Origin of the sequence: Devosia sp. UYZn731 (assembly GCF_040546795.1) — a bacterium.
Lineage (GTDB): Bacteria > Pseudomonadota > Alphaproteobacteria > Rhizobiales > Devosiaceae > Devosia.
This window is the reverse complement of the sequence record NZ_JBEPOL010000007.1, coordinates 327,389-337,110: the sequence shown is the minus strand read 5'-3', so window position 1 is coordinate 337,110 and position 9,722 is coordinate 327,389. Positions and strand designations below refer to the sequence as shown.

Sequence of the window (9,722 nt, the reverse complement as noted above, 5' to 3'; positions counted from 1 at the left end):
GGCGGGGGGTTGTGTTGGGGGGGGGGGGTGGTGGTGTTTGTTTCGCTCACCCCCCCCCCCCCGGGGGGGGGGGGGGGGGGCCGCGGGGGGGGGGGGGGGGGGCCCCCCCTTTTCTGGACGCGGTGTTGGGAGAAGGCCCCCTCACCCGTCGCTACGCGCCGACCTCTCCCCCAAAGGGAGAGGTGAAGAAGCCATCCTCATCGAGGGCAGGAGCTAACTATGGCACGCAACGTTTCCACTCAAGCCAAAGTCGGCTTCACCATCGGCGCCTGGGTCATTGCCCTGCTGCTATTCTCGCCGATCCTGTGGACCATCCTGACCGCGTTCAAGACCGAGGGCGAGGCGATCGCCAATCCGCCCACGTTTCTGCCGCAACACTTCACGCTGGAAAACTTCGGCGCCGTGCAGGATCGCTCAGACTATATCAAGCACGTCACCAATTCGGTCCTCGTGTCGTTGGGCTCGACGCTGCTGGGCCTGATCATCGGCATTCCGGCCGCCTGGTCGATGGCCTTCGCGCCAACCAAGCGCACCAAGGACATCCTGATGTGGATGCTCTCCACCAAGATGATGCCCGCCGTGGGCGTGTTGATCCCGATCTACCTGATCTTCCGCGACCTGCACCTGCTGGACACGGTGCACGGCCTGACCATCATCATGACGCTGATCAACCTGCCGATCATCATCTGGATGCTCTACACCTACTTCAAGGAAATCCCCGTTGATATCCTCGAGGCCGCCCGCATGGATGGCGCCGAATTGTGGAACGAGATCGTCCACGTCCTCGTGCCGATGGCCGTCCCCGGCATCGCCTCCACCTTGTTGCTGAACGTCATCCTGGCCTGGAACGAGTCGTTCTGGACCATCACGCTGACCTCGGGCCGCGCCGGTACGTTGACCGCCTTCATCTCATCCTTCTCCAGTCCACAGGGCCTGTTCTTGGCCAAGCTATCGGCGGCGTCGCTGCTGGCGATCGCGCCCATCCTCCTCCTCGGCTGGTTCAGCCAGAAACAACTCGTCCGCGGCCTGACTTTTGGCGCAGTGAAATAGGGATTTGTAGAAAATGGGCTCCATCGCACTCTCCCACGTCAACAAGTCCTTCGGCGACGTTCAGGTCATCCCGGACATCACCCTCGATATCAAGGACGGCGAATTCGTCGTCTTCGTCGGCCCCTCGGGCTGCGGCAAGTCCACGCTGCTGCGCCTGATCGCCGGCCTTGAGGACACCACCAGCGGTCATATCCTGCTCGACGGGCAGGATATGACCAAGGCGCCACCCGCCCGCCGGGGCCTCGCCATGGTGTTCCAATCCTATGCGCTCTATCCACACATGACGGTGCGCGACAACATCGCCTTCCCGCTCAAGATGGCAAAGATGAGCAAGGAGCAGATCGACGCCAAGGTCGAGTATGCCGCCCGCACCTTGAACCTGGCGTCCTATCTCGACCGCCGTCCGCGTGCCCTGTCCGGCGGCCAGCGCCAGCGCGTCGCCATCGGCCGCGCCATCGTGCGCGAGCCCAAGGCTTTTCTGTTCGATGAGCCCCTGTCCAATCTCGATGCGGCTCTGCGCGTCAACATGCGGCTGGAAATCACCGAACTGCACCAGCAGCTCAAGACCACGATGATCTACGTCACCCACGACCAGGTCGAAGCCATGACCATGGCCGACCGCATCGTGGTGCTCAATGCCGGCAATGTCGAACAGTTCGGCTCCCCACTCGATCTCTACAACAAACCCGCCAACCGCTTCGTCGCCGGCTTCATCGGTTCGCCCAAGATGAATTTCATCGACGGCGCCGAAGCCGCCAAGCACCAGGCCCACTCCATCGGCGTGCGCCCCGAACATTTTACCTTGTCGCGCATCCCGAAGCCCGGCGCCTGGAAGGGCACCGTGGCGGTTGCCGAACTGCTCGGCTCGGACACGTTCCTGCACGTCAACGTCGACAATTTTGGGCTGTTCACCGTGCGCACCGGCGGCGAGGATACCTACAAGCACGGCGACGATGTCTACCTGACGCCCGAGCCGACCCGCATCTACAAATTCGGCCCGGACGGAAAAGCGCTCTGAACCAACCGCCGCGTCATTCCCGCGCAAGCGGGAACCCGCTCTTGGGCCGGCGCGATAGAATGGGTTCCCGCTTGCGCGGGAATGACGTCGTGGCTTGAACGACACGATCAAGGACTAGACCAATGACCACCAAGCTCTCCGCCGCCACGCTCGAAGCCGTCGCCAAAACGGCCTCAGTCCCGCAATACGACCGGAGCAGCCTCACGGCCGGGATCGTCCATTTCGGCGTCGGCAATTTCCACCGCGCGCATCAGGCCGTCTATCTGGACGACCTGTTCGCCACCGGCAGCGACCATGATTGGGCCCTCGTCGGCGCCGGTGTGCGCGAGGCCGACGAAGCCATGCGGCAAAAGCTGCTGGCGCAGGACCTGCTGACCACTGTGGTCGAGCAGGAAGCCGATACCAGCACCGCCCGCGTCACCGGCGGCATGATCGATTACCTCCAGCCCGGCGACAGCGCCGCGGTGATCGCTAAGCTCACCGACCCCGCCATCCGCATCGTCTCGCTGACCATTACCGAGGGCGGCTATTATATCGACCCGGCAAGCCAGAAGTTCGATCCGAAGCACCCGGACATCGCCTACGACGCCGCCCACAGCCATGCGCCCCGCACGGCGTTCGGCCTGATCCTCGCGGGCCTGCTCGCCCGCCGCTCGGCCGGCATCGAGCCCTTCACGGTGATGAGCTGCGACAATATCCCGGGCAATGGCCATGTCACCGAAAACGCCGTGATCGGGCTGGCCCGCCTGATCGATCCTGAGCTTGCCTCCTGGGTCAAGGACAAGGTCGCCTTCCCCAATGGCATGGTGGACCGCATCACGCCAGCCACCTCAGATCGCGAGCGCACGCTGCTCGCCGAGAATTTTGGCATCGAGGACAACTGGCCGGTGTTCTGCGAAAGCTTCCGCCAATGGGTGCTGGAGGACAATTTCCCCGCCGGCCGCCCGGCGCTGGAAAAAGTGGGCGTGCAGTTCGTCGCTGATGTCGCGCCCTACGAGCACATGAAAATCCGCATCCTCAATGGCGGCCACGCCACCATCGCCTATCCGGCGGGGCTGATGGATATCCATTTCGTGCACGAAGCCATGGAAAACGCTCTCGTCGCCGCCTTCCTCAAAAAGGTCGAGAACGACGAAATCATCCCCGTCGTGCCACCCGTGCCCGATACCAATCTCGACGAGTATTTCGCGCTCTGCGAACGTCGCTTCGGCAATCCCAAGATTGGCGACACTATCCGCCGGCTGGCGCTCGATGGCTCCAACCGCCAACCCAAATTCATCATCCCCTCCGCCGCCGACCGCGTTGCCGCCGGCCAATCGGTGACGGGGCTGGCCTTGGTTTCCGCCCTCTGGTGCCGCTACTGCTTCGGCACGACGGATTCCGAGGTTGTGATCGAGCCGAACGATCCAAGCTGGGACCGCCTGACCGCACAAGCCAAACTGGCGAAAGACGATCCTAAAGCCTGGCTGGCCATGACCGATATCTATGGCGACCTCGCCCGCAACACGACCTTCGTCGCGGCCTTCAGCCATGCGCTGACGACACTGTGGTCGGTCGGCACGAAAGCGACGTTGGAACGCTATCTGGCGAATACGCTCTGACGATGAACCGGGCGCCAAAGCTGCCCCACCCACCGACCCTTCCCCCGGACTTGATCCGGGGGCCACTCCCCACAGCCGATGATCGCTCGAGAGACCCGCGGATCAAGTCCGCGGGAAGCGGCGGTGGGTGGGGTTGGATTATAGACAAATCATGACCATCGACCTCATCATCTTCGACTGCGACGGCGTGCTCGTCGATAGCGAACCCCTCGCGATGCGCGTGCTGGTCGCCGCCATCGCCGCGCAGGGCATCACCGTTACCACCGAAACCGCCTATCGCGATTTCCTCGGCCGGTCCCTGGCCTCGATCTCGACCAGCCTGATCGATTCCCACGGCGCGCCGCTCGGCCCCGCCGCGCTCGCCAGCATGCGCGGTGACCTTTACGCGCTCTACCGCCAAGAACTGCGTCCCAGCCCCGGCCTGCCCGCCATCCTCGATCAGCTCAAAATCCCGTTCTGTGTTGCCTCCTCGTCCGAACTCGAACGCATCCGCCTCAGCCTCGATCTGACGGGCCTGCTGCCCTGGTTCGAGCCCCATATTTTCTCCGCCAGCATGGTGGAAAACGGCAAACCGGCGCCGGACCTGTTCCTTCACGCCGCCTGCCAGATGGGCGTTGCGCCGGCCAAGTGCCTTGTCATCGAGGACAGCCCCGCCGGCATCGCTGCCGCCCGCAATGCCGGCATGGCGGTGTTCGGCTACATGGGCGGCAGCCACGTCGCCCCAGCCGGTCTTCGCGCCGCCGTCGCCGCGCTCCATCCCGACGCGATTTTCGACGATATGCACGCCCTGCCCGATCGGCTAAGCTCACTGCGAACCGAGAAGAAGGCGCAATAGCGTTGAAGCAAAGCCTCCTGGTGGCAGTGGATGTGGGCACGGGGAGTGCCCGAGCCGGAGTGTTGACGCCGCAAGGCGCGCTGCTCGGCCGCGCCGAAATGCCCATCGCCATGAACCGCACCGACGCCAATCATGCCGAGCATGACAGCGAGGATATCTGGTCCGCCGTCTGCGGCGCGGTGCGCGAAGCGATGGCGCTGGCCAAGGCCGACCCGGCCGATGTCGTCGGGCTCAGCTTTGACGCCACCTGCTCGCTCGTCGTCCGCAATGCCAACGGCGCGCCGCTCACCGTCTCCACTAATGGCCTCGCCCGTTGGGACACCATTGTCTGGCTCGACCACCGCGCCCTCGCCGAAGCCGAGGAATGCACCGCCACCGGCCACGAAGTGCTCAAATATGCCGGCGGCGTTATGTCCCCGGAAATGGAAGTGCCCAAGCTGATGTGGCTCAAGCGGCATATGCCGGACACTTGGGAGCGCGCCGGACAAATCTTCGACCTCGCCGATTTCCTCTCTTGGAAAGCCACCGGCTCGCTCGCCCGCAGCCAATCGACGCTGGTTTGCAAATGGACCTATCTGGGCCATGTCGCCGCCCCCTGGCGCCGCGATTTCCTCGCCACCGTCGGGCTGGATGATTTGTTCGAGCATGCGGCCCTGCCCGAGGCCGCCAGCGAAGTCGGCGCCGATCTTGGGCCGCTCAGCGCTGGCGCCGCTGCCGAGCTTGGGATCACCGCCGCTTGCCATGTCGGCGCCGGCTTGATCGATGCCCATGCCGGGGCGCTCGGCGTGCTCGGCACCTTTGCGGGCGATGTCGACACCATCGACCGCCACTTGGCGCTGATCGCCGGCACCTCGAGCTGTGTCATGGCGCTCTCCGCAGAAGACCGACCGACCCCCGGCGTTTGGGGTCCGTATTTCGGCGCCGTGCTGCCGGGTGTCTGGCTTAACGAGGGCGGCCAGTCGGCGACCGGCGCGCTGCTCGATCACATCATCAAATGGCATGGCGCGGGCGGCGAGCCGACCTCGGCGATGCATAGCCGTATTGCCGATCGCATCATGGAACTCCGCGCGATTGAGGGCCAGAACTTCGCGCTACGCCTGCATGTCCTGCCCGATTTCCACGGCAACCGCTCGCCGCTCGGCGATCCGCACGCGCTGGGCGTCATTTCCGGCCTGACGTTGGACAACGATTTCGACTCCCTCTGCCGCCTCTATTGGCGCACCGCCGTCGCCATCGCTCTGGGCGTCCGCCACATCCTCGAAACTCTAAACACGCGCGGTTACGCCATCGATACGCTGCACGTCACCGGCGGCCACACCAAGAACCCGCTGCTGATGGAACTCTACGCCGACGCCACCGGCTGCACGGTGGTCGAGCCCGCCGCCCAGGACGCGACTCTGCTCGGCATGGCCATGGTCGCCGCCACCGCCGCCGGGCTTTATCCGTCGCTGGATCAGGCCTGCATGGCCATGCACCAGGGCGGCACCGAGCGGAAGCCCGATCCCTCCGCCCGTGCTCGCTTCGACAAGGATTATGCCATTTTCCTCGAAATGCTGCGCCAGCGGCAGATCATCGACGCGATGAGCTAAAGTCTAGCCGTTAGCACCATCTCACCCACCCGCTGCCCTTCCCGCGGGCTTGACCCGCGGGCCTCTCGCCGCTCACGCCGTGTTGAGGGCGGCCCGCGGGTCAAGCCCGCGGGAAGAACGGTGGTTGGGCAACCTCAGCGCCTTCGCAACTCAGCCCGTCACAATTCAATCCGCACAACACCCATCCACTCATCCCGCCTATCCCTGCCCGCCAAACCCCGCTAAGCTTTGACCGGGAAGTCAAATTTCGTGGCACTTGAAGCGAGCGACGCGAACGCATGTCGATCAAAGCCGCCGTCTATCATCTGACGCATTATAAATACGACCGTCCGGTTGTCCTGCAGCCGCAGATCATCCGGCTCCAGCCCGCCCCGCACAGCAAGACCAAGGTGTTGAGCTATTCGCTGCGGGTGTCACCCAGCAATCATTTCGTCAATGTGCAGCAGGACCCCTACGGCAATTTCCTGACGCGCTTCGTCTTTCCAGAGCCGGTCACCGAGCTCAAGATCGAAGTCGATCTCGTCGCCGACATGACGGTCTACAATCCGTTCGATTTCTTCGTGGAAGAGAGCGCCGAAATCTGGCCGTTCCAGTATCCCGAGGATATCCGCGCCGATCTATCCATCTATATGCAGCCCGAACCGGTGGGCCCGCTGCTGCAAAATTTCCTCGACGGCATCGACAAGACGCCGATGAACACGGTGAACTTCGTTACCGCCATCAATGCGTCCATCCAGCAGCACATCACCTATATCGTGCGCATGGAAACCGGCGTCTGGACGCCCGAGGAAACCCTGGGCAATGCCCGTGGCTCCTGTCGCGATTCGAGCTGGCTGCTGGTGCAGACCCTGCGCAATCTGGGCCTCGCTGCGCGGTTCGTGTCCGGCTACCTGATCCAGCTCAAGCCCGATCTGGTCTCGCTCGATGGCCCTGCCGGCACCGATCACGATTTCACCGACCTGCACGCCTGGTGCGAGGTTTATCTCCCCGGCGCCGGCTGGGTCGGCCTCGATCCCACCTCGGGCCTGCTGACGGGCGAGAGCCACGTTCCACTGGCGGCCACGCCGCATTACAGGAACGCCGCCCCGATTTCGGGCTTTGCCAGCTACGCCGAAGTCGATTTCGCCTTCGACATGACGGTCACCCGCGTCGCCGAGCATCCGCGCATCACCAAGCCGTTTTCCGATGCAGCTTGGGACGAGCTCAACGCCCTTGGCCATCAGGTCGATAAGGTGCTGCTCGATAACGACGTTCGCCTCACCATGGGCGGCGAGCCGACCTTCGTTTCCATCGATGACTTCGAAGCCGATGAATGGAATACCGGGGCCGTCGGCCCCACCAAGCGCGCGCTCGCCGATGACCTGATCCGGCGCCTCCGCACCCGCTTTGCCCCCACCGGCCTGCTGCATTACGGCCAGGGCAAATGGTATCCCGGCGAAACCCTGCCGCGCTGGACCTTTTCGCTCTATTGGCGCGTCGACGGCAAGCCGGTCTGGAAGGACGAGGCTTTGGTGGCTCGCGAGGGCGTGAAAACCACGGCCACCCACGAGGACGCCAAGAAGTTCCTCGATGCCTTCGCGCACAATCTTGGCCTCACCGGCGAAACCATCGACGAGGCCTACGAGGACCCCGGCGAATGGCTGCTCAAGGAGGCCAATCTCCCGGCCAATGTCGATCCCGCCAATTCCGAACTGGCAGATCCAGAAGCGCGCTCGCGCATCGCAAAAGTGTTCGAGCGCGGCCTGACCAATCCCACCGGCTACGTGCTGCCGGTGCAGCGCTGGAACGCACAGGCGTCGAGCCCATGGCTCACCGAAAAGTGGAAAACCCGGCGCGGCAAGCTGTTCCTCGCACCGGGTGACAGCCCGGCCGGCTACCGCCTGCCGCTCAGCTCGCTCAAGCATCTCAAGCCGATCGACTATCCGCATGTGGTCCAACAGGACCCCGGCGAAGTGCGCGGCTTGCTTCCCGAGCCCGATGAAATCCTGCCGCGCAATACCGGCGGTCCCGCCGTCGATCCGCGCACGCAGACGACGGCCGCCTTCACCGCCGCCACCGAGCAACAGGACCGCACCGAGCAGGAAATCAGCGAGATCGAGGGCCAGGTCCGCACCGCCGTCACTGCCGAAGTGCGCGATCACCGCATCTGCGTCTTCCTGCCGCCGGTGGAGAAGCTCGAGGATTATCTCGAACTCGTTGCCGCCACTGAAGCCGCCGCCAAGGCCGTCGGCTATCCGGTGCATTTGGAGGGCTATGCGCCGCCGCACGATCCACGCCTCAACGTCATCCGCGTCGCGCCAGATCCGGGCGTCATCGAGGTCAATATCCACCCGGCCTCGAACTGGGACGATTGCGTCGCCACCACCACGGCGATCTATGAGGAAGCCCGCCAAAGCCGCCTCGGCGCCGACAAGTTCATGATCGACGGCCGCCACACCGGCACGGGCGGCGGCAACCACGTCGTGGTTGGCGGCGCTACGCCCAATGACAGCCCGTTCCTGCGCCGGCCCGACATGCTCAAGTCGCTGGTGCTGCATTGGCAGCGCCACCCGGCCATGAGCTACATGTTCTCGGGCCTCTTCATCGGCCCCACCAGCCAGGCGCCGCGCTTCGACGAGGCCCGCCACGACAGCCTCTACGAACTCGAAATCGCTATCGCCCAGGTGCCGCATCCAGCCTCCGGCCTGCCGGCCCCGCGCCCCTGGCTGGTCGATCGCCTGTTCCGCAACCTGCTCGCCGACGTCACGGGCAATACCCATCGTTCGGAAATCTGCATCGACAAGCTCTATTCCCCTGATGGCCCCACCGGCCGGCTGGGATTGGTCGAATTCCGCGGCTTCGAAATGCCGCCCAACGCCCGCATGGCCCTGGCCCAGCAGGTGCTGGTCCGCGCCCTGATCGCCCGCTATTGGACCGACCCCATCGACGGCAATTTCGTACGCTGGGGCACCACGCTGCATGATCGCTTCATGCTACCGCATTACGTCTGGGCCGATTTCCTCGATATCCTGGCCGATCTCCACAGTCACGGCTTCAAGCTCGACCCTGCCTGGTTTGCCGCCCAGCTCGAATTCCGCTTCCCGTTCTGCGGCGAGGTCGAATACGAGGGCGTCCGCCTCGAACTGCGCCAAGCGCTCGAGCCGTGGCACGTCATGGGCGAACAGGGTGCCATCGGCGGCACGGTCCGGTTCGTGGACTCTTCGGTCGAACGCCTCCAGGTCAAGCTCGAAGGCATCAACCCGGAACGCTACGCCGTCACCTGCAACCAGCGTCCGGTCCCGCTCCGCGTCACTGATACCGCTGGCACCGCCATTGCGGGCGTTCGCTACAAAGCCTGGCAACCCGCCTCCGGCATGCATCCGGAACTGCCGGTCAATACGCCGCTGGTGTTCGATATCTACGACAAATGGAGCCAGCGCCCGGTCGGCGGTTGCGTGTACCACGTCGCCCATCCGGGCGGCCGCAGCTACGATACCTTCCCCGTCAATGGCAATGAGGCCGAAGCCCGCCGGCTGGCGCGCTTTGTGCCGCAAAACTATTCCGGTGGAGGCTTCGTTCTTCATGATGAAAAGCCTGCGGATGAATTCCCGCTGACGCTTGACCTGCGCCGCCCGCCCAGATGATTTGAC

Annotated in this window: 6 protein-coding genes; all 6 read left to right on the top strand. The window is 64.3% G+C overall.

What is annotated here, in order from left to right; all coding sequences use genetic code 11:
- The first annotated feature begins 219 nt into the window (after positions 1-219).
- The 6 genes from ABIB57_RS19125 (at position 220) to ABIB57_RS19100 (ending at position 9,716) form a co-directional block, all read left to right on the top strand.
- A complete protein-coding gene (locus tag ABIB57_RS19125; RefSeq protein WP_354042805.1) occupies positions 220-1,050 on the top strand; it encodes a carbohydrate ABC transporter permease in 831 nt (276 codons plus the stop codon).
- A gap of 13 nt (positions 1,051-1,063) precedes the next feature.
- Positions 1,064-2,068 (top strand): ABC transporter ATP-binding protein, encoded by a 1,005-nt coding sequence (locus ABIB57_RS19120; RefSeq protein ID WP_354042804.1) that lies wholly within the window; start codon positions 1,064-1,066, stop codon positions 2,066-2,068.
- Between the two features lie 122 nt (positions 2,069-2,190).
- Complete coding sequence (locus tag ABIB57_RS19115) at positions 2,191-3,669, top strand: mannitol dehydrogenase family protein (RefSeq protein WP_354042803.1); 1,479 nt, start codon at positions 2,191-2,193, stop codon at positions 3,667-3,669.
- 151 nt (positions 3,670-3,820) lie between these two features.
- Positions 3,821-4,504 carry an HAD family hydrolase gene (locus tag ABIB57_RS19110; protein WP_354042802.1) on the top strand — a complete coding sequence of 228 codons (684 nt, stop codon included), beginning with the start codon at positions 3,821-3,823 and terminating at the stop codon, positions 4,502-4,504.
- Positions 4,505-4,506: 2 nt separating this feature from the next.
- Complete coding sequence (locus tag ABIB57_RS19105) at positions 4,507-6,093, top strand: FGGY-family carbohydrate kinase (RefSeq protein ID WP_354042800.1); 1,587 nt, start codon at positions 4,507-4,509, stop codon at positions 6,091-6,093.
- A gap of 278 nt (positions 6,094-6,371) precedes the next feature.
- A complete protein-coding gene (locus ABIB57_RS19100) occupies positions 6,372-9,716 on the top strand; it encodes a transglutaminase family protein (protein WP_354042799.1) in 3,345 nt (1,114 codons plus the stop codon).
- The last annotated feature ends 6 nt before the right edge of the window (positions 9,717-9,722 follow it).